Here is a 19,150-nt window from a genome sequence, read left to right as displayed (position 1 = left end):
CTAGGAAGCTTCTTTTTTCTTTCCAATCTTGCTCTCAGTTCCTGTCAGCAAGCGTTGAATATTGGTACGATGTCTCCAAAATGAAAGAACCGCTACTAGAATAGATAAGATAATGTACATCTGAGGGATTTGGTACGTTTCCATCAGCAAGTAGGCAAAAGCAGGTGTTAAAAGAGCAAATAACAACGAACCTAGCGAAACATAACGCGTTAAGACAATACTAATAATAGCAATAATTCCGGCAAATAAAGCAGGGAAGAAAACAAGCGTCGCAATAACTCCGATGGTCGTAGCGACCCCTTTTCCCCCTCTGAAGCCATAGTAAACAGGCCAGTTATGCCCTAAAATAGCCGCTAAACCTGCAAGAGCTGGAAACACACCGCTTTGGTCTGGGGCAAGCAAAACCCCAATCCATACAGCAATAATCCCTTTGACAATATCCAAAGCAAGCACAGAAATTGCCGGACCGATTCCTAAGACACGCAAAGTATTCGTTGCTCCGGCATTGCCGCTGCCATGCTGTCTGATATCAACTTTCTTAATCTTCTTAGCAATTAAATAACTAAAACTGATCGAACCAAGTAAATAACCAATTAAAATAACAACGAGCAGTAACAAAATAGTCATAGTCTCCCCCAGTTCTAACTATGATAAGTCATTTCCAGTTAGTCATTTTTCTTTCTAGCAATAATTTTAATAGGTGTACCCTCGAATTCAAATGTCGCACGCAGACGATTTTCTAAGAAACGTTCATAAGAAAAGTGAAGAAGCTCTGGCTCATTGACAAAGAAGACAAAAGTTGGCGGCTCTACTGCAACTTGAGTCACATAATTAATACGAAGTCTCTTTCCTTTGTCAGTTGGAGTAGGATTCATTGCTACAGCATCCATAATTAAGTCATTTAAAACATTCGTCGGTACACGCAAGTTATGATTTTGAGAAACTTTCTTTACCATAGGCAGCACATGTTGCAGGCGCTGTTTTGTTTTAGCTGATGTAAATAAAATTGGTGCATAAGATAAGAATAAAAATTCATCTCGAATTTTCTGTTCAAATTTCTGCATTGTTTTATCATCGCGCTCAATCGCATCCCACTTATTGACTACGATAATTACAGCTCGTCCTGCCTCATGTGCATAGCCTGCAATTTTTTTATCTTGTTCAATAATGCCTTCTTCAGCATTAATAACAACTAAAACGACGTTAGAACGCTCAATGGCTTTTAATGAGCGCAGCACGCTGTATTTCTCTGTACTCTCATATACCTTTCCACGTTTACGCATCCCTGCAGTATCAATTAAGACGTAATCTTGACCATCTCTTGTGAAAGATGTATCAATTGCATCTCTTGTCGTACCAGGAATATTACTGACTATCACTCGTTCCTCACCGAGCATCGCATTTACTAACGAGGATTTACCAACATTGGGACGTCCAATAAGTGAGATACGAATCGTATCAGGATCATAATCATCTTCTACTTTTTCAGGGAAGTGCTTTAATACCTCATCGAGAAGATCACCAAGCCCTAAACCGTGCGACCCTGAAATCGGGAACGGATTACCGATACCAAGAGAATAAAACTCATATAACAAATCATGCATATCAGGGTTATCGACTTTATTAACCCCTAAAACAACCGGCTTTTTAGATCTAAATAAGATCTTCGCGACTTCTTGGTCTGCACTAGTAATTCCTTCTCGTCCATTTACGATGAAAACAATGACATCTGCTTCTTCAATCGCAAGCTCTGCCTGTTCGCGCATTTGATTCAATAATGGTTCATCCGCAAGCTCAATCCCGCCTGTATCAATCAGATTAAATTCACGATCTAACCATTCACCGTGACTGTACAAGCGGTCACGAGTTACTCCTGGCATATCTTCGACAATGGCTACTCTTTCTCCTACTATTCTGTTAAAAATGGTTGATTTTCCAACATTAGGACGCCCTACTATGGCAACGACTGGTTTCGTCATAATTGTCCCCCGACCTTTCTTATGTAAAATACATCGTTTTTTTGTATTAGTTAAAATGATTAATTGATGGAGATAGACTCCGCGTGTAACCTGTTCATTCTACTAAACCTCAATGAGATTGTCGAGACCTTGGTTGAAAACAATCGTTCAAAACAATCGTTTCAATCAACCTTTTTGGTCGCTATTTTCATTTTTTGATTATATTAATAACGAAATAAATCACAACGATTTATTATTCAATGCGATCTTCTTGCGCAATCATGTTCCGAATTGGTTGTTCTTTTCGCTGCTTAATCCATTCACCTACATGTTCAGAAAGCATATGCAATAACCATCCTCCCCCGATGACAGCAGTTGAGAGCGCCAGCACATCTAAAACATAAAAAGAGCCAAATGCATGGGAAGTAAACGTCTGAATGGCAGCCAGTCCATATAAAAGTTCCCCATGCAGCAACCCTACTACCGCAATGAGTATTCTCAAGCTCCATTTCCCAGCCAGCATACAAGACAGACACACCACGATGGCCATTGACATAAGCCTCCCATCAATTAAATGAACAACCGGATCGTAAATAGCTACTAATTGAAACGTGGCATAAGCCGCGGCTACAGCTAGAACGGCAATCACTATATGCAACAATCTCATGACTTTCACTTGAGAAATAAAACCATAAGAAACACCGATTAAAAATAAAAAGCCTAAACTGACCTCACTTGAAAATACTGGGATATAAATTGGACTTACTATTAATGTAATAAATAAAAATATAGCAGAAGCCGTTCTTAATGACGTTTTGTTCCAAAAGAATGTGACAATACAAATATAGATCCAACCTATCCAATAAAAATATACACCTTCCATTAAACCCACCTCCCTTGCTTTAGTATCGACAATCCCACAAAAGCTAAACGTGAAAAGAAATAGGTTCTACATGAAACAAACGAAAGTGGACATACTAAAAATTGCAATATGAAGGGAGGGGAGTATATGGGACGTGATCGCCAAGAGCGCAAATTAAAAGCTTCTCACCGTGTCGAATCAGATCGTGATCAAAGTTTATCCAATAAAGGAGCAAGCAAGCTCCAGAGCCCTGAAGAAGCTAGAGAAAATCAACGGCCATAAGACAAAAAAGGTTGAATAAGGATTTTCTCCTCATTCAACCTTTTAGCGTTTAAGATATCGATCTAGGGGAATCCCCCGCTGCTCACACCATTCTTTTGTGCTCCCGCCTATGACTAAAGGGACTTCTTTCAGTTCACTAAGTGAAGATGCTCCTAATGCAGTCATCAACATTTTAATATCTTTATGGATAAAATTGATCTCTTCGATAAGGGCCGTTTGGCCTTCTTCCATTAATATTTTTAGGAAGTAGCCTGCAAAGCCTGTCGCATCGGCTCCTAGCGCAATCGATTTAACTACATCTAATGCAGACTGAAGACCTCCTGATGAAATCACTGATATCCCCTTAGCAGCTTCCGTCACTTCTATAATAGAACTAGTGGTATTTATGCCCCAATCATCAAAATAGCTTAGCTTCCGTTCTCTTCTTGCATTTTCAATTCGAGAGAAATTCGTTCCGCCGAACCCGCCGACATCAATCATTTGAACTCCGATAGATCCTAATGTTTCAGCCGTTTCCCTGCTCATACCGTATCCTACTTCTTTAATGATTAACGGGACATCAATCGCATCTTTGATTTTTTCAATACGAGTCAGCGTGTGTCTAAAATCTCTGTCTCCTTCTGGCATCACAAGTTCTTGAATAACGTTAAGATGAATTTGCAGAGCAGAAGCCTGAAGCATGTCGACAGCCCTTTTGGCTTGGTCTACCGTTGCTTCACTTCCTAAATTAGCAAATACAACTCCATTTGGATGGGTCTGCCTGACAATTTCATAGCTTTTTCTCTCTTCCGGATCTCGTATGGCTGCCATTTGCGACCCTACAGCTATTCCAATTCCGCATTCAGAGGCGACTTCGGCTAATTGCTGGTTAATCATTTTCGTCCGCTCGCCGCCGCCGCCGGTCATGGCATTGATAAAAATCGGCGAACTTAATGAAAGTCCGCCGATTTCAGAAGAATAATCCACTTCATCAACAAAAGCATCAGGAATACTATTGTGGACAAAACGAATGTGTTCAAAGCCATGAGTGCGCTCTTGCCCCGTAGAAAGAGCATGTTCGATATGATCTAATTTTCTTTTTGCACGACTCATGTACATCACCTAATCAATTAAGATTTGTATTTTTTCAATTGATCTCCTATCATGTCGCCAAGAGAAAACCCGCTTGGTTCTTCTTCTTTATTCGCCTCATACGCGGCATAATCTCCATCATTCGAATCGTCTTTTAAAAGCTCACGAATGCTTAAAGAAATACGCTTATCATCAAGATTTACATCTAACACTTTCACTTCAACCTTTTCGCCCTCAGTTAAAACTTCTGACGGTGTGCCGATATGGCGGTTGGCGATTTGAGAAATGTGGACCAGACCTTCCACTCCTGGTGCTACCTCAACAAATGCACCAAATGACACTAAACGTCTTACTGTTCCTTCAATGACATCACCAGTTGAAATTCGCCCCGCTACTTCTTCCCACGGTCCAGGCTGTGTATCTTTAATAGACAGTGATACACGCTCGCTGTCTGGGTCCACAGATAAGACTTTCACCTTAACCTTATCCCCTTCATTTACAATATCAGAAGGCGTTTCAACACGGTGGTGCGCAAGCTGAGAAATATGCACAAGTCCATCTACTCCGCCCACATCTACAAATGCACCAAAGTTTGTCAGACGCTGTACAGTTCCTTCAACTGTATCTCCCGATTTAAGTGATTGAAGGACATTTTTCTTCTTTTCTTCAAGCTCTGCATCTAGTACGGCACGCTGCGATAAGATTAGTTTATTATTTTCTTGATCCAGCTCTTCTACTTTCAGACGAAGTTCGCGCCCTTTATAATCCGAAAAATCTTCTACAAAATGACGTTCAACTAAAGAAGCCGGAATGAAACCTCTTACACCTACATCTACTACTAAACCGCCTTTTACTACCTCAGCTACTTCAGCAGTAATGATTTCGCCATTTTCTTGTTGCTTACGTAATTGATCCCATGCTTTTTCAGCTTGTACAGCACGCTTTGAAAGAATCAGCTCATCGTCTTCTAGTTTAAGAATTTTCATTTCCAATTCATCATCTACAGAAAGAACATCACTTACTTTTTCGACATGCAAACTAGAAAGCTCGCTGATTGGTACAATGCCTTCCACTTTAAAACCAACATCAACCAATGCTTGTTTGTCTTCCACTTTTGTTACCTTCCCAGTAACAACATCCCCTACAGCTAATGACTTCATTTCTGCTAGTTGTTCATTGTTCATTTCTTCACCCATGACTTTTGCCTCCTTCAATCTCCGCTAAAGCGGTATGTATACGTATTATATAAATTGAACTCTCACATATAGCGAGAAAGTATTTAACTACGTAAGAGTAGACTTAACTTCCTTAGAATGCAGCTCAATAAGCTGACCAATTTCATCCATGATGATCGCTGTCGCATCATCAGCAGAACGCTTTTCTAACCGAATTTGTTCAAAATCCATCGGCTTTCCATAAATTAATTTTAATGGCTGTCCTTTTTTGTAAGGTCCTACAATGGCACAAGGGACAACTGCCGCATTCGTTCTAAGAGCAAAGAACCCGGCACCTGCAAGACCCTTCCCAAGTTTGCCATCCTTGCTCCTCGTTCCTTCAGGAAATAAGCCAAGCATTTCGCCTTGCTTGAGAAAATCCATCCCTTTACGCAGGGCTTGCTTATCACTCATTCCTCTCCTAACAGGGAAGGCGCCGAGTTTTGGCAGAAGCGACTTTAAAATGGGTTTTTCAAATAACTCTTGTTTGGCCATATAACGGATAGGACGACTAATATACGCGCCTAATAGAGGTGGATCTAGATTACTTATATGATTGCAGCAAAGCAGCACACCACCATCAGCAGGAAGATTCTCAGCACCAATCACTTCAACTTTGTATTTACTTGAGAGGTACATTCTGCAAATACGCTGACCAATTTGATATAAACCCATTTAAGAAGCACGCTCCTTCGCTAAATTGATAATGGAGGCCGCAACTTCTTCAATCGACATAGAGGTCGAATCAATTTCCACCGCATCATTTGCTTTTTTTAATGGAGCAAATTCTCTAGTTGAATCTAATTCGTCTCGTCTGGCTATATCTTTTTTTAGCTCTTCAAGATTAGATGGGAGTCCTTTTTTCACTTGTTCTTCATGCCTTCTTCTAGCACGCTCTTCTACTGAAGCAGTCAAGAATACTTTTAATTCCGCATCAGGAAGGACGTATGTTCCAATATCCCTTCCATCTAACACCGCATCCGTACCTTTTGCGAGAGTACGCTGTCTTTCCACCATTTCAATTCGAACAGAAGGATGACTTGCCACTAAAGAGACGTGTTTATTCACATCATCGGTCCTAATTAATTCTGTTACATCTGCCTTATTTACGTAAACGAGAACCCCGTTTTTTGTATGCTTTAAATCAATATCAATTCCTTCAAGTAATTGATCGAGAGCATCCTCATCTTCTAGGTTAACATTTTTTTCAAGTGCTGCATAAGTTAATGCTCGATACATGGCACCTGTATCAATATATAAGTAAGAGAGTCTTTCAGCTACAAGCTTCGCAACCGTACTCTTACCTGCTCCTGCAGGGCCGTCAATAGCAATATTCATTAAATTATTCATCTATTCCACACCTCATACAATCTTCCCAAAACAGCTAGCACAGAACGGCTATCCCATTTTATTCAACGGTAAATTTTCAGATACCTTCATCATATCACACTCGTATATCTCGGTCTAATACTAGCTTGCTCGAATTATTGACAAATTGAGGCCGGCATATTTTTGCTAGTGATTTAGTCTCTGCATGCTAGTCGCGGTTCTTGCGTCTAAGGACAACTTGTCGTTCAAAACAATACCTAACAATTTGATCCTGATCCTTTTGGTTAACGTCAATAAACTGCAACGAAGCACGAGTTTTCGCTTCAGGTCTAGGCTTGTAACTTCGTACGACCCTGCAACGTGCTCGTACATACTGGTTTTCGCTTTTTTGCATGGGAAGAACGATTGTAATATCTACTTGAGTATCCACTGAAAGAACGACTTCATCAGGCAGTAATATAGCACATCCTCCCCCGCTAATGTCTACAGTTACTGAAGTAAATGGCTTAAACGCATCATCAATAGAATGAACGGCTACATCATTCGCCGCTTCAACCCTTACATAGTTCCTTCTTTGAATACGGTAATACTTGTCTTTACCTGGATCCATTAAAAATAAAACAGGAATATTCCGTTTTTCACGACCTATTACCTCAGTATTAAATTCATACACCACATTTGCTTCTGTTATAAAAGAAGCCTTTAACTTTGTCCCATCTATTAAGAAGCTGGGTTTTTCTGTTTTTTGATCTATAGGATAATCAATAATACACAAGCCTTTGCTTTTATCAACTAAGCGGCAGCGCATCTTCTTGCTCTCCTTATCTTTTGAGTCCTCTATCGTTTCTAACTGAATCGTTGTTCCGATCTCAATCATCAAAACCCTCCTCTGACACCATGACCTGACAGTCCTATATCTTTTTACTCATTATCTCACGGAATAAAAAAAAGAAGAAGCATTTGCCGCTTCTTCTTTTTAATAAATTAGATGATATTTAATTAAGAGAAATCATACACACGCTCAGCACGCTCTAATCTGTCTACTTTCTCTTCTTCCCCGTCATCAGCATTGATAAAGATTCGATACGTATCGTCTTTAATCGTTCCAATGAATTCATAGCATAATACTTCATCACCTAAGTCATTTTCAATAATAGCAAGGTGATCTTCCATGACTGAAACATTAGGATTCACACTTGTTTCAGCTTCTTCTAGCGTAAGTTTAGGCTCTTTAATGTCACGCTCTTTGTGATTGATTAAATAGTCCTTCGCTTCATAACTGATAATGCTTCCATCATCTAACGCCACTTCAGTCATAACTGCATCTGTATAAACCCGTACATTATTATCAAGGTAGACAAATTCAAACATCCCAATAGAATCATATTGCTTGCTGTCAATCAACTGCATATTCTCCATGCCATTTTCATTCAAAAACCTTTGCGCCTTATTAGAAGCATCATTTAAGCTGATATTTTGATCAGAAATTTGACGCTCCTGCAAAAACCATATAGGATGGCCGCCCTCAACACTCATATCCATATAATAATTTGTTTCATGATCAGGGTCATCAATCACTAAACTATAAGCCGGATACTCTAACCCCTTTCCTGTATCAGCTACATGGACAGCCGCACGGTCACCTAAATCTAAATACTTACGCGCGATATCTTGGGCTTCTTCTTTAGACACTTTTTTCTTTCCAGATAAAGCACGCTTTAACTCGCCATTTAGATCTTCAATGGAAGTTAAGCCCGCGCCCCATTCTACTTCACTGTAGCCCTCAACGTTTTTATTCATAATTTCAAAATTATTTACGACAAGATTTCTAGATGGTTCCTCTGTCGTTGCCGCTTGAAGCTCTTTATCAATATCTAACCATCTTTGGCCATTCTTCAAGACATAAGCTTGTGATTCTCGCATCTCTTCTCTAATTTCATGAGAGTAGTCGTATAACTTGTTTAATGTCTCATATTCTTTATCTGTTAAAGGCTCTTTATCAAGATCTCTAATAGATGTTTGGTAAGAGAATTTCCCAATTTTATAAAGGAACTCTTCCGTTTTCCCAAGCTGCAGGGAGTTTAATGGAAGCTGACCTAGTTCGGCTTGAGCTAAGCTTGTTATACGCCACACCTCTGCAAGTGCAGGAGTTAACTGACGACGTGTGTTCATAGCAAGGGTCGCTCCAAGCTCATCTTCAATTTGATCTAAATGAAACGTGAGATCATGGAAGGCACGCTGATAGTTATTTTCAGCATTAATAGAGAGTACCTGTTTTTGTTCCTGTTCTTGAAAACCCCAGTACCCTAATGCAATCACTGCGACTGCAAGCAACCCAATAATTATATTACGTATCATTTTTTTCACCTCCAATGATTAATGACAGAAAATATGTTTACCAATCTTTTTGATTTGCGGTCTAGACCAAATCCAGCCGGATGTTGCTGTATCTGGATTGAAATAATACATTGCATTACCTGAAGGATCTTGCCCATTTAACGCGTCTAAAACAGCACGTCTTGCTGTATCATCAGGCGACATCCATATTTGACCATCAGCTACCGCTGTAAAGGCACGCGGTTCAAAAATTACACCTGATACAGTATTAGGAAATGTAGGGCTATTAATTCGGTTAATAATAACAGCAGCAACTGCTACCTGCCCTACATAAGGCTCCCCGCGCGCTTCCCCGTAAACAGCTTGAGCCATTAGCTGCAAATCGTTATCAGAATAACCCGGCGGTACATTTGTGGCTTTTTCAATATCTGCATCGTTGTTTTGATCTTCTGGTGTTTCCTCCTCAGGAACAGGTGCTTGTTCAGGTGTTTCAGGAGCCGGTCCCTCGCCGCCTGGTGCCGCTTCACCAGGTGCTGGTGCTGGAGTCTCGCCCGTTTGACCGCCGCCTGGTGCTGGTGCTGGAGTCTCGCCTGTTTGACCGCCGCCTGGTGCTGGTGCCGGTGCTTCTCCTGGCTGACCGCCGCCTGGTGCTGGTGCCTCGCCGCCTCTTCCTCTTCTCATTTGCTTGTCACGGCTTCCTTTTGGACCTTTTTGAATCTTTTTAGGCGTACCGCCGTAGTGAGTAAATTTTCTTCCCTCATTTAATGCCCGCTTAACAAATTGCTCATTATACTCTGTTGATTTCGCTAACATTTCTTTCATCTCAGGACCTACTAAGCCGTCAATATCAAGTCCAAATTCATATTGATAGTTTCTAACAGCCCAATACGTACCCCAGCCATATACACCATCAATTTTCCCATTATAAAAACCGATGTACTGAAGACGCGACTGTAGCTCAACGACATCGTCCCCCGTTGCCCCTTGCTGAATGACTTGATCTGTAAATGCATGTGTTGGTGTGCTTGTTGCTACTAAAAGCGCTGCACATACGGTTAAAAGAGCAAGAGTAAATCTTGAGTAGAACTGATGACTCTTCATGCTGTTATTACCCTCCTTAAGTTACAAGTTCTTTGTTCGATGAGTAGTAGTTTCTCATCTCCTCTAATCGTATTGTTTGTACAGTCCCATTTTTTATACGAATGAACCTTACTTTTCTTCCCTTGCCTCGTTAATGGCAGGTTCGCACATTTAGTGGGAGTTAAGTTAAAACAACGACAAAAAAACCAGCCATACGTTGACTACGTATAGCTGGCTGCTTTTTTAATAAAAGTAAATACTCATTTTATGCTAATACATTGAAATATCTACCTTCTGGATGGGCAAAGACCATCGCTGTAACAGATGCTTCCGGTTCCATCATGAAACCGTCTGTTAATTGAACGCCAATTTTTTCAGGCTTGATCAAGTCGAATAGCTTTTCTTGGTCTTCTAAGTTTGGACAAGCAGGATATCCAAACGAGACACGAACCCCTTGATACTTAGCAGCAAACCTCTCTGCCATAGTGAAATCAGTCGAGTCAGGGAAACCCCATTTATCACGCATCAGCTGGTGTACCCGCTCAGCAAAACCTTCTGCTATTTCTAGAGCAGCTGCTTGTATAAGGTGGCTGAATAAATAATCACCATTCTCTTTTGCTTCCTCAGCCAGATCCCTTACTCCGTTTCCAGCTGTTACTGATAAAAATCCTACATAATCCATTTCATCACTTTCTTTTGGACGAAGATAATCCGCCAAACATAAAAACGGCTCATGATTTTGTCTTGGAAAACTAAATCGATTAATTTCGGTTTTCTTATCGTTAGGATCATAAATAATGACATCATTACCGTCTGCTTGTGCAGGGAAGAATCGATACATTCCGTTTGCTTTAATGATGCCTTCTTTCTTAATACGCTTAAACAATTCATCAACTTTCTCTTTTAATTCAACAGCGCGGGAATCCCCCTCTTCAAGCAAACGGCTCACTTTCCCTTGCAGACCTAAATGTTTTCCAAGAAGCATCTGTAAATTCACATACGGCTCAAGGTGACTTAAATCATAGTCACGCAAAATATGTTCATCAAGATCCTCAGGAATAAATAACGGACCATCTGCCGCCACTTTTGAGCGGACCGGCTTCTCTAATACTTGAACTGCTGCCTCCCTTTGAGGTCTTACTTGTTCTTTTAAAGAGCGTTTTTCACTTATTTCAAGCGCTAGTTTCTGTTGATCTTCAGGCTTCACTAATTTATTTGCTAGTTCAAGCCCGTTCATCGCATCTTTTGCATAGAGGACAAGCCCGTCATATTCAGCAGCAATTTTAGTGTCCGTAAATTTACGAGTCAAAGCAGCCCCGCCCACTAAAATAGGGATCGAAATATTTTGTTGACGAAGATCCTGTGCCGTTAATACCATTTGCTGAGCTGATTTCACAAGCAAACCAGATAATCCTACTGCTTTTGGATTCTCTTTTTTGATCGCTTCAATTAATTCATTTGACGTTACTTTAATGCCTAAGTTAACAATTTTAAAACCATTATTCCCCAGGATGATTTCAACAAGGTTCTTACCGATGTCATGCACATCACCCTTCACAGTAGCGAGCAAGATTTTACCTTTACCATCATCATCCGCTTTTTTCTCCATATGAGGTTCAAGGTGGGCAACTGACGCTTTCATGACTTCAGCACTTTGGAGCACTTCAGCAACGATCAGCTCATTATTATTAAATAAACGGCCAACCTCATCCATACCGTCCATTAAAGGACCATTTATAATATCTAATGCATCCGAGTAAGATTTAAGAGCTTGATCGAGATCTTTATACAATCCTTCTTTCGTTCCCTCTACTACGTAAGCTGCCAAGCGCTCTTCTAATGTCATTGAAGACGCTTCAACCTTTTTCTCTTGTTTCTTCCCTCTATAAAAAGCTGTAAATTCAGCTAAGGATTCATCCGTTGTTTTAAATAATAACGTTTTAGCCATTTCTTTTTCTTCCTCAGGAATCGAGGCATAGCGTTCTAATTTTTCGGTATTTACAATCGCATAATCGAGTCCGGCCTGTGTACAGTGATAAAGATAAACAGCATTTAAAACTTCTCTCCCTACAGGGGGCAGTCCAAACGAGACATTACTTACACCAAGAATCGTTAAGCATTCAGGTAATTCCTCTTTTATCAAGCGAATTCCCTCAACCGTTGCTTCAGCAGAGCCGATATATTGCGCATCCCCCGTTCCTACGGGGAAAACAAGCGGATCAAAGATAATATCGGATGGCTTTAGCCCATGCTTATTTACTAGAAGATCATAAGACCTCTTGGCCACTTCAAGCTTTCGTTTTGCTGAAACAGCCATCCCTTCTTCATCAATAGTTCCTACAACAACTGCTGCGCCGTATCTTTTTATTAAAGGAACAATCGCTTCAAATCTCTCTTCCCCGTCTTCTAAGTTAATGGAATTGATAATCGCTTTTCCTTGAGAGTAAGTTAGAGATTTTTCAATAACAGCCTCATCTGTAGAATCGATCATTAACGGTACTTTCACCTTATTAACAACATGACTCAAAAAGGCTTCCATATCTTCAAGTTCTTCACGATCAGGGTCAGCTAGACAGATATCGATTACATGCGCACCACGCTTCACCTGTGCACGAGCAATTTCTGATGCCTCTTCATACTTCCCTTCAGCAATCAGCCGTTTAAATTTCCTCGACCCGATGACGTTCGTTCGCTCACCTACGAATAGAGGACGCATACTGTCATCATAAATAAGGGGCTCAATACCAGAAACAGCATGACCACGTTTCTCTTCTAGCTTTCTCGGGGCAAATCCATCTACAGCCTCGACCATTGCCCGGATATGTTCAGGTGTCGTCCCGCAGCAGCCGCCGACAATATTTAACCAGCCTTTTTCAGCAAATCCCATTAATTTTTTCGATAGAGAGCTTGGCGATTCATGATAATGTCCTTCTTCATCAGGAAGCCCTGCATTCGGGTAACAGCTTACAAACGTATTAGACAGCTCCGATAAGGAACGAATATGGTCCCGCATAAATTCAGGACCCGTTGCGCAATTTAAGCCAACGACAGTCGGCTTCATATGTTCAAGCGATAAATAAAAGGCTTCAATTGTCTGGCCGGCAAGCGTTGTACCCATTGGCTCAATCGTTCCTGACACCATAATCGGCACCTTTACATCAAGTTCAGAGAATGCACGCTCAATACCGACATATGCAGCTTTTACATTCCTCATATCCTGGCTTGTTTCAAGTAATAATAAATCGGCTCCACCAGAGAGCAGCCCTCGTGCTTGCTCATGATAAGAGTTGATTAAAGCGTCAAAGGTGGTGCCTCCTGTTACCGATAATGATTTGGTTGTCGGACCCATCGCACCTGCTACAAATCTCGGTTTTTCAGGAGTAGAAAATTCCTTAGCTGCTTTCTTTGCAATCTCTACAGCGACACGGTTAAGCTCTTCTGCTTTAAATCCTAAATCATAATCGTCTAAAACAATATCTGTTGCTCCAAATGTATTTGTTTCAACAATGTCCGCACCTGCTTCAAAGTAAGCACGATGAATACCTTCAATGACATGAGGTGCTGTTTCATTTAAGTATTCATTACAACCTTCATATTCCTCGCCGCCAAAATCTTCTGCCGTAAGGTTTGCTTGTTGAAGCATCGTCCCCATAGCTCCATCTAGTACAAGGATTCTCTCTTTAAGTTGTTGTTCTAATAATGATTTTGGCATGATTAACTCTCCTTTTTAAATCCATACAAGTCCAAAAATTTACATTCCTATCATACATCTCGTAAAATACAGCTCAAAGTGTTTAATTCATTAATTTAGCCGTTGATTTCTGCTCAATATAGGCTGTTAACTCAGCTGTAATTTCATATCGCAGAAACGGTGTAATTAAATAAATACCGTTAAAATACTGTGTAGCTGTATCAATTAATGATTTTGCAATCTTTATTCCTTCTAATTGAGCACTATCTTTTGTTTCACAGGAAGCCATTGATCTGCGGATTGAATCTGTAAGCTTAATACCCGGCACTTCATTGTGAAGAAATTCAGCGTTTCTTGAGCTTGTCAGCGGCATGATCCCGACATAAATTGGTGTATCTAAATGTTTTGTTTCATGATAGAACGCTTCAATTTGTTCCTCGCTGTACATAGGCTGCGTCATAAAGAAGTCAGCACCACTCTCTATTTTCTTCTCCATTCGCTGAACTGCTTTATCCAAGTGCCTAACGTTAGGGTTACAAGCAGCAGCAATAGAGAAATTAGCTTTCTGTCCAAGATCTTTACCTGAGAAAGATATGCCTTCATTTAATTGTTTCATTAATGAAATAAGTTGAAAAGAGGTGACATCATACACCGAAGTAGCCCCCGGGAAATCCCCCACTTTTGTCGGATCTCCGGTCACAGCCAGCACATCATTAATACCGAGCGCATGCAGCCCCATCAAATGTGACTGCAGCCCAATTAAATTACGGTCTCGGCAAGTTACATGTACAAGCGGCCTTACATCTTCTTTTATTTGGGCGGCCAGAGCCATATTGTCAATCCTCGGAGAAGCAAGTGAATTATCCGCCAGAGTCACCGCATCCACTCCTGCTTCTTTTAAAACTTTTGCACCCTTTATAAATTTTTCAGTACTTAATTTCTTAGGAGGATCGAGCTCAACGATCACTGAGCGTCTTTTCTTAGCAATATCAGATAGCGGCTCTAGAGAGCGAGGAAACTCTATTTTCTTTGTAACTTTTTCCAAAGAAGGCGTAACCCATTTCTCCTCCACAGGTGTTCTACGCTCTGCTACTTGACTAAAGGCTCTAATGTGCTCGGGAGTCGTACCACAGCAGCCGCCAAGAAGGCGTACCCCTTGATTCACAAACTGCTCACCCATACTCTCGAAATATTCAGGATTTGAATGATAAAACAATCTTCCGTCTTGATATTCAGGCAAGCTGGCATTTGGATAAACGGACAAATACGCACGCTTTGGCAGCGGCACATCTTCTAATGAACGAAGCATGTGGCTTGGACCCATTCTGCAGTTTACCCCTACAACATCTGCTCCTGCATTCTCTAGCTTGCCAATTGCTTCTTTAAGAGAAACCCCGCCATGAAGCACCCCGATTTCACCTAGTGAAACATTAGCAATTATAGGGAGCTCCGATTGGTTCCGAACGATATTAATTGCTCCTAACAGTTCATCTAAGTCATAAAAAGTTTCTAACAATATACCGTCTACATTTGATGCAAGCAAGGCCTCAATTTGTTCTTCTAATGCCTCTAGAACTTCTTCTTTCGTCCATTCCTCTTGATGGAAATTTTGCAATCCACCGACTGTTCCGACAATAAATATGCCATTAGGGCCAGCTTCTCTTGCAAGCTTTACTGCTTCTTGATTAATGATTCTAACCTTTTCACCGAGGCCATATTTCTCCAGTTTTAAGCGATTGGCAGCGTACGTATTCGTTTGAATGATTACAGCACCTGCTTCGATATATTGTTTATGTGCATCTATAATTCTATTTGGGTCTGATAGATTCAGCTCCTCAAAGCATTTGGAAATCCCTTGTTCATAAAGAAGAGTCCCCATTGCACCGTCTCCAACTAATACTTCATTTTTCATTTTTTCTATAAAAGTCATGCGGACACCCCCTTACACATTTGATTTCGATTTAGCTGCATACGTAATGGCTTGCTCTAAATCATTTATAAGATCTTCTGCTCTCTCAATCCCTACTGAAAAACGAAGAAGTCGATTACAGACGCCATTTTCAACCCTCACGTCTTCTGGAATATCTGCATGTGTTTGGGTTGCTGGATAGGTCATTAAACTTTCCACACCGCCTAGGCTCTCTGCAAAGGAAATCAGTTTTAATTGCTGCAAGAGCGGATTCACCCATTCCTCGTCTTGAATACGAAACGATACCATTCCGCCGCGCCCTGGATATAATACATCTGTAACATGCTCATTTTCTTCTAAATATTGAACGACAGCTTTCGCATTCTCTTCGTGCTTTTCCATACGGAGGGCTAGAGTCTTCATCCCACGAATTAAAAGCCATGAGTCAAAAGCACCGAGTGTTGCGCCAATTCCATTATGATAATATCCAATTCGCTCAGATAATTCTTTGCCTTTTGAGACGACGAGACCTGCGATTACATCATTGTGCCCTCCTAGATATTTGGATGCACTATGAACAACGATATCAGCACCTTCTACAAGCGGCTGTTGTAATAAAGGAGTGTAGAACGTGTTATCAACGATCAATAATAGCTGTTGTTTTTGACAAATAGCTGCAAGTGACTTAATACAGGCTTCTTGCATCAAAGGATTCGTTGGAGTCTCTATAAACAGTGCTTTTGTTTTTTCATTGACAGCCGCTTCTACTTGAGCTAAGTCCCTCGGGTCAACATAAGAGAAATGAAGGCCCCATCTGCTCCATCCTTCTTCAAACAGTCGATATGTCCCGCCATATAAATCTTTAGATGCTAAAATTTCATCCCCCGACTCAAATAACGAAAAGACTGTTTGAATTGCAGCCATTCCAGAGCTGCATGCAAATCCTTGATCTCCTTCTTCAAGGGACGCAATCGCATCTTCTAAAACTTCACGTGTCGGATTGCCCGTTCTTGCATAATCATATCCTGTTGATTCTCCAATACCAGTATGTCTGTAGGCTGTTGATAAGTAAATAGGCGTATTAACAGCTCCAGTATGCTCGCGTCCTCTATTTCCAATCTGAACAACCTCTGTTTTATATCTCTCTTTTGTCATGGTTTCTCCTCCCGATTCCTCCTAATAACTAAAAAAGACACCTTCCTTAAATAAATAAGAAGAAGGTGTCTGTTAAATGCTAGCCTCTTCTTATCTTCCAAGCTTCAGCTTGGTGGAATTAGCACCTGACCAATAATGGCTGGTTGCTGAGACTTCATCGGGCCATTCCCTCCGTCTCTCTTGATAAGAATTCATGTTTTATGAAATTTCTAAATAAACTTTCTACGTTGAACCTAAGTTACACTATCTCACGAGTAATTGCAAGTGTTTTTTAAGATTCAGGTGTCGCATCCACGTGAAGGTCATCATTATTTCCGCACACACATTGTTTAAAGCCCGTCTCATATTCACCGTGATCATTTTCTTTGCCACGTAGAATATATTTTTCCCCGCATTTCGGGCAACGAATGATTACTCGATAACGTTCTCCTACCATCTTTCATTCCCCTTTCTACATTTTAATGATCAAGCTTATTAGCCCATTTTACCTTATTTAACGCTAAGATCCAAAGGCCGACCATAAAAGGTACCAGTCCGATTAAAAAGTACATATCAAATGTCAGCAAAATGAAATCATAGACTCCATGAAGCAGGACCGGGATCAATAAGGATAGTAATAGAAACTGCTTTCTTTTGGTGTTCTCCATCTTGGCTCTGCCTAGATAATAGCCCATAATCACCCCATATAATGCATGGCTTGATACAGGAAGCAGAGCACGACCTACCGCAGTCTCTAGTCCGTGAGCTAGAATATAGAACACATTTTCCATCGATGCAAACCCTAGTGATAAAGACACACCGTAGACAATTCCATCATAACGACGTTTCATTTGTCCATATTGATATGCAAAAAAATAGAGCATGAACCATTTGAAAAACTCCTCAAAAAATCCATACAAAATAAATGCTTGACTTAGACCAGCCTGTAATAAACCCTCAGCTGTAAAGGCGTACTGCAACACCATAACAGGGAAAACAAGGATAAGTCCAATAATAAAGGTTCTAAACACTAAGGCATTGACAGTTGATTCATATTCATTTCTCAAATAAAAATAAGATAGTAACGCCATTCCTGGTGCAATAGCAGCTGTTAATAGGGCAAACAATGTAGAGCCTACCTTTCTTATACTGTGCAATCATTTATTAATCATACAAATAGTATTTATACAAAATTAGATGGTAATTCTAATGAGTGAGGTATGAAAAGTATGGTAAAATACGTACATAACATCAAGAGAGTCATTCTCGAACGATAAAAAGGAGCATGAAAGATGAAAAAGATACTTGTGTTACATACTGGCGGAACCATCGCTATGCAAGAGGATGAACATGGTGCGGTTACCCCCAATCTAGTAAATCCATTATATTCCACAATTGAATCCCTTTCAAGCATCGCCTCTGTTGTCGTAGATGATTACTTGAACATTCCGTCGCCTCATATGACTCCTTCTCTAATGGTCGATCTGGCCAAACGATTAAAAGAAAGAGTACAAAATGATTCGCTCGATGGAATTGTAGTGACACATGGTACGGATACGCTAGAAGAGACGGCTTATTTACTTGATCTTGTCTTAAACATCGAAAACCCAGTTGTGGTAACCGGCGCTATGCGCTCAAGCAATGAACTAGGATCAGATGGTCCTCACAACCTCATTTCTGCTGTAAAAACCGCAGCAAGTGACGAAGCCTACGGTAAAGGTGTGCTCGTTGTTTTAAACGATGAAATTCATACAGCTAAAAACGTAACGAAAACACATAGTTCTAACATTGCCACCTTTCAAAGCCCTCAATACGGCCCGATTGGAATTGTCACTAAACGAGGGGTAAACTTCCATCATACATTATCGCATAGGGAATGCCACCCAGTTGATTCCCTAACAAAGAAAGTCTCACTGCTTAAAACGTACGCCGGGATGGAAGCTGATATTGTTGATGCAGTAGCTGATGCAGGAATTAACGGCCTGGTCATTGAAGCTTTTGGACAAGGGAACGTGCCACCGGCCATCATGCCTGCATTAGACCGTTTAATAAAAAAACAAATCCCTGTTGTATTAGTATCAAGATGTTACAGCGGAGTCGTACAGGATACATATGGTTACGACGGAGGCGGAAGAACGCTTAAAGATCTTGGGGTAATTTTTACGAATGGACTAAACGGACAAAAAGCACGCTTGAAGCTAATGGTTGCTCTTGAACTTACTACTGATAATGAACAATTACAACAAATATTCCTAACATAAAAAAGCCCCTAAAAGGGCTTTT

The 19,150-nt window shown here is 40.6% G+C and carries 17 protein-coding genes and 1 riboswitch; of the genes, 2 read left to right on the top strand and 15 right to left on the bottom strand.

Annotated features, from left to right (window positions below; translation table 11 throughout):
- The 3 genes from plsY to PQ478_RS07570 form a co-directional block, all read right to left on the bottom strand.
- Positions 1-627, bottom strand: coding sequence for a glycerol-3-phosphate 1-O-acyltransferase PlsY (plsY, locus tag PQ478_RS07580; protein ID WP_289236350.1), 627 nt, complete (start codon positions 625-627; stop codon positions 1-3).
- Positions 628-665: 38 nt separating this feature from the next.
- Positions 666-1,979: a ribosome biogenesis GTPase Der gene (gene der, locus PQ478_RS07575; RefSeq protein WP_012958482.1), complete on the bottom strand. Its 1,314-nt coding sequence runs from the start codon at positions 1,977-1,979 to the stop codon at positions 666-668.
- Positions 1,980-2,211: 232 nt separating this feature from the next.
- On the bottom strand, positions 2,212-2,841 hold the full coding sequence (locus PQ478_RS07570; protein ID WP_289236349.1) for a YphA family membrane protein: 630 nt from the start codon (positions 2,839-2,841) through the stop codon (positions 2,212-2,214).
- A gap of 126 nt (positions 2,842-2,967) precedes the next feature.
- Between PQ478_RS07570 and PQ478_RS07565 the strand changes: the two genes are divergently transcribed.
- Positions 2,968-3,102, top strand: coding sequence for a YpzI family protein (locus tag PQ478_RS07565; protein WP_012958480.1), 135 nt, complete (start codon positions 2,968-2,970; stop codon positions 3,100-3,102).
- Between the two features lie 42 nt (positions 3,103-3,144).
- On the opposite strand, the gene fni is transcribed toward PQ478_RS07565, so the two are convergent.
- From fni to prsW, 12 genes are all read right to left on the bottom strand, one after another.
- Positions 3,145-4,194, bottom strand: a complete 1,050-nt coding sequence (fni, locus tag PQ478_RS07560) for a type 2 isopentenyl-diphosphate Delta-isomerase (RefSeq protein ID WP_289236348.1) — start codon at positions 4,192-4,194, stop codon at positions 3,145-3,147.
- A gap of 17 nt (positions 4,195-4,211) precedes the next feature.
- Positions 4,212-5,369 (bottom strand): 30S ribosomal protein S1, encoded by a 1,158-nt coding sequence (gene rpsA / locus PQ478_RS07555; RefSeq protein ID WP_289236347.1) that lies wholly within the window; start codon positions 5,367-5,369, stop codon positions 4,212-4,214.
- A gap of 87 nt (positions 5,370-5,456) precedes the next feature.
- The gene (locus tag PQ478_RS07550; RefSeq protein WP_012958477.1) at positions 5,457-6,062 is read right to left on the bottom strand and encodes a lysophospholipid acyltransferase family protein; all 606 of its coding nucleotides are present in this window, start codon (positions 6,060-6,062) and stop codon (positions 5,457-5,459) included.
- Positions 6,063-6,737 (bottom strand): (d)CMP kinase, encoded by a 675-nt coding sequence (cmk, locus tag PQ478_RS07545; RefSeq protein ID WP_012958476.1) that lies wholly within the window; start codon positions 6,735-6,737, stop codon positions 6,063-6,065.
- 187 nt (positions 6,738-6,924) lie between these two features.
- Positions 6,925-7,593 carry a flagellar brake protein gene (locus PQ478_RS07540; RefSeq protein WP_289236346.1) on the bottom strand — a complete coding sequence of 223 codons (669 nt, stop codon included), beginning with the start codon at positions 7,591-7,593 and terminating at the stop codon, positions 6,925-6,927.
- Between the two features lie 122 nt (positions 7,594-7,715).
- Complete coding sequence (ypeB, locus tag PQ478_RS07535) at positions 7,716-9,074, bottom strand: germination protein YpeB (RefSeq protein ID WP_289236345.1); 1,359 nt, start codon at positions 9,072-9,074, stop codon at positions 7,716-7,718.
- A gap of 18 nt (positions 9,075-9,092) precedes the next feature.
- Positions 9,093-10,154 (bottom strand): cell wall hydrolase, encoded by a 1,062-nt coding sequence (locus tag PQ478_RS07530; protein ID WP_289236344.1) that lies wholly within the window; start codon positions 10,152-10,154, stop codon positions 9,093-9,095.
- 244 nt (positions 10,155-10,398) lie between these two features.
- Entirely contained in the window at positions 10,399-13,845 is a 3,447-nt protein-coding gene (metH, locus tag PQ478_RS07525; protein WP_289236343.1) for a methionine synthase, read from the bottom strand.
- Between the two features lie 82 nt (positions 13,846-13,927).
- Positions 13,928-15,754, bottom strand: coding sequence for a bifunctional homocysteine S-methyltransferase/methylenetetrahydrofolate reductase (locus PQ478_RS07520; protein WP_289236342.1), 1,827 nt, complete (start codon positions 15,752-15,754; stop codon positions 13,928-13,930).
- Positions 15,755-15,766: 12 nt separating this feature from the next.
- Positions 15,767-16,888, bottom strand: coding sequence for a methionine biosynthesis PLP-dependent protein (locus PQ478_RS07515; protein ID WP_289236341.1), 1,122 nt, complete (start codon positions 16,886-16,888; stop codon positions 15,767-15,769).
- 87 nt (positions 16,889-16,975) lie between these two features.
- Positions 16,976-17,078: riboswitch (SAM riboswitch) on the bottom strand.
- Between the two features lie 81 nt (positions 17,079-17,159).
- Complete coding sequence (locus PQ478_RS07510) at positions 17,160-17,324, bottom strand: hypothetical protein (protein WP_012958469.1); 165 nt, start codon at positions 17,322-17,324, stop codon at positions 17,160-17,162.
- 22 nt (positions 17,325-17,346) lie between these two features.
- Positions 17,347-17,994, bottom strand: a complete 648-nt coding sequence (gene prsW / locus PQ478_RS07505) for a glutamic-type intramembrane protease PrsW (RefSeq protein ID WP_083633400.1) — start codon at positions 17,992-17,994, stop codon at positions 17,347-17,349.
- A gap of 165 nt (positions 17,995-18,159) precedes the next feature.
- On the opposite strand from prsW, the gene PQ478_RS07500 reads away from it, so the two are divergent.
- Positions 18,160-19,128 (top strand): asparaginase, encoded by a 969-nt coding sequence (locus PQ478_RS07500; RefSeq protein ID WP_289236340.1) that lies wholly within the window; start codon positions 18,160-18,162, stop codon positions 19,126-19,128.
- The last annotated feature ends 22 nt before the right edge of the window (positions 19,129-19,150 follow it).

This window comes from Alkalihalophilus pseudofirmus, from assembly GCF_029094545.1.
GTDB lineage: Bacteria > Bacillota > Bacilli > Bacillales > Bacillaceae_D > Alkalihalophilus > Alkalihalophilus pseudofirmus.
Note: the sequence above shows the minus strand (reverse complement) of the source record. Positions and strands in the feature narration are given on the sequence as shown.

What these genes read in the sequence shown, in the direction of transcription:
- PQ478_RS07540 (WP_289236346.1), bottom strand. Translation starts at nt 7,593, where the DNA reads ATGATTGAGATCGGAACAACGATTCAGTTAGAAACGATAGAGGACTCA.
- cmk (WP_012958476.1), bottom strand. Translation starts at nt 6,737, where the DNA reads ATGAATAATTTAATGAATATTGCTATTGACGGCCCTGCAGGAGCAGGT.
- PQ478_RS07500 (WP_289236340.1), top strand. Translation starts at nt 18,160, where the DNA reads ATGAAAAAGATACTTGTGTTACATACTGGCGGAACCATCGCTATGCAA.
- PQ478_RS07570 (WP_289236349.1), bottom strand. Translation starts at nt 2,841, where the DNA reads ATGGAAGGTGTATATTTTTATTGGATAGGTTGGATCTATATTTGTATT.
- metH (WP_289236343.1), bottom strand. Translation starts at nt 13,845, where the DNA reads ATGCCAAAATCATTATTAGAACAACAACTTAAAGAGAGAATCCTTGTA.
- PQ478_RS07530 (WP_289236344.1), bottom strand. Translation starts at nt 10,154, where the DNA reads ATGAAGAGTCATCAGTTCTACTCAAGATTTACTCTTGCTCTTTTAACC.
- der (WP_012958482.1), bottom strand. Translation starts at nt 1,979, where the DNA reads ATGACGAAACCAGTCGTTGCCATAGTAGGGCGTCCTAATGTTGGAAAA.
- PQ478_RS07520 (WP_289236342.1), bottom strand. Translation starts at nt 15,754, where the DNA reads ATGACTTTTATAGAAAAAATGAAAAATGAAGTATTAGTTGGAGACGGT.
- PQ478_RS07515 (WP_289236341.1), bottom strand. Translation starts at nt 16,888, where the DNA reads ATGACAAAAGAGAGATATAAAACAGAGGTTGTTCAGATTGGAAATAGA.
- rpsA (WP_289236347.1), bottom strand. Translation starts at nt 5,369, where the DNA reads ATGGGTGAAGAAATGAACAATGAACAACTAGCAGAAATGAAGTCATTA.
- PQ478_RS07510 (WP_012958469.1), bottom strand. Translation starts at nt 17,324, where the DNA reads ATGGTAGGAGAACGTTATCGAGTAATCATTCGTTGCCCGAAATGCGGG.
- fni (WP_289236348.1), bottom strand. Translation starts at nt 4,194, where the DNA reads ATGAGTCGTGCAAAAAGAAAATTAGATCATATCGAACATGCTCTTTCT.
- PQ478_RS07550 (WP_012958477.1), bottom strand. Translation starts at nt 6,062, where the DNA reads ATGGGTTTATATCAAATTGGTCAGCGTATTTGCAGAATGTACCTCTCA.
- plsY (WP_289236350.1), bottom strand. Translation starts at nt 627, where the DNA reads ATGACTATTTTGTTACTGCTCGTTGTTATTTTAATTGGTTATTTACTT.
- ypeB (WP_289236345.1), bottom strand. Translation starts at nt 9,074, where the DNA reads ATGATACGTAATATAATTATTGGGTTGCTTGCAGTCGCAGTGATTGCA.
- PQ478_RS07565 (WP_012958480.1), top strand. Translation starts at nt 2,968, where the DNA reads ATGGGACGTGATCGCCAAGAGCGCAAATTAAAAGCTTCTCACCGTGTC.